General features: G+C 68.5%; 1 protein-coding gene. It reads right to left on the reverse strand.

The window, feature by feature from the left end:
- On the reverse strand, nucleotides 1-809 hold an 809-nt coding region (locus ADL15_RS11780; protein WP_269748335.1), incomplete at its 3' end, for a condensation domain-containing protein.
- Nucleotides 810-848 lie beyond the last annotated feature (39 nt).

Below are 848 nucleotides of genomic sequence, written 5' to 3' on the forward strand. Positions count from 1 at the left end.
CTCAGCAACGTCGCCAGACCAGCCTGCAACACCATGAACAAACTCGTCCCGGTCGACCGCGCCAACTCGACCAGACCCCGATGCAACTCCGCATCCCACTGGAAGCCGAGCACGTCGCCTTCGTACGAGGCGATCGCCGGGTACGGCCGGTCCACCGGCAGGGTGATCTGTTCCGGGAGACCCCTCAGCGTTCGGGCCCAGTAGCCGATCTCGGAGGCGAACAGGCTGTCGGGATCGTCCTTGTCGCCCAGCAACTCGTTCTGCCACAACGTGTAATCCGCGTACTGCACCGGCAACGGCGCCCAACCCGGCTCCCGGCCCCGCACCCGCGCCGCGTACGCGGTGCCGAGGTCACGCGACAGCGGTGCCAGCGACCAGCCGTCGCCCGCGATGTGGTGCAACACCAGCAGAAGCACGTGCTCGTCCGTACGCGTCCCGCCGTCCGTCACCACGAGCAGCGACGCCCGCAACGGCATCTCGACGCCGAGATCGAACGCGAACCGCGCCTCGCGGCCTACCTCCTCGTCCAGCCGGTCGCGATCGACGTCACGCACGTGCAGCTCAATCCGGGCCTCGTCGGCGTTCAGCACCCGCTGGGTGGGGACACCGTCGACCTCGGGGAAGGATGTGCGCAGCGTTTCGTGCCGGTCGACGACGTCGTGGAGGGCCGCTTGCAGCGCGTGAACGTCGAGCTCCCCGGTCAGGTGCAGAGCCATCGGCATGTTGTACGTCGCGCTGGGTCCTTCGAGCCGGTGCAGGAACCAGAGCCGGCGCTGCGCGAACGACAACGGCAACACCTCAGGACGCACGGCCGCACGCAACGCCGCACGCACCTGCCGACCCTCATC

Origin of the sequence: Actinoplanes awajinensis subsp. mycoplanecinus (assembly GCF_001509495.1) — a bacterium.
Taxonomy (GTDB): domain Bacteria; phylum Actinomycetota; class Actinomycetes; order Mycobacteriales; family Micromonosporaceae; genus Actinoplanes; species Actinoplanes palleronii.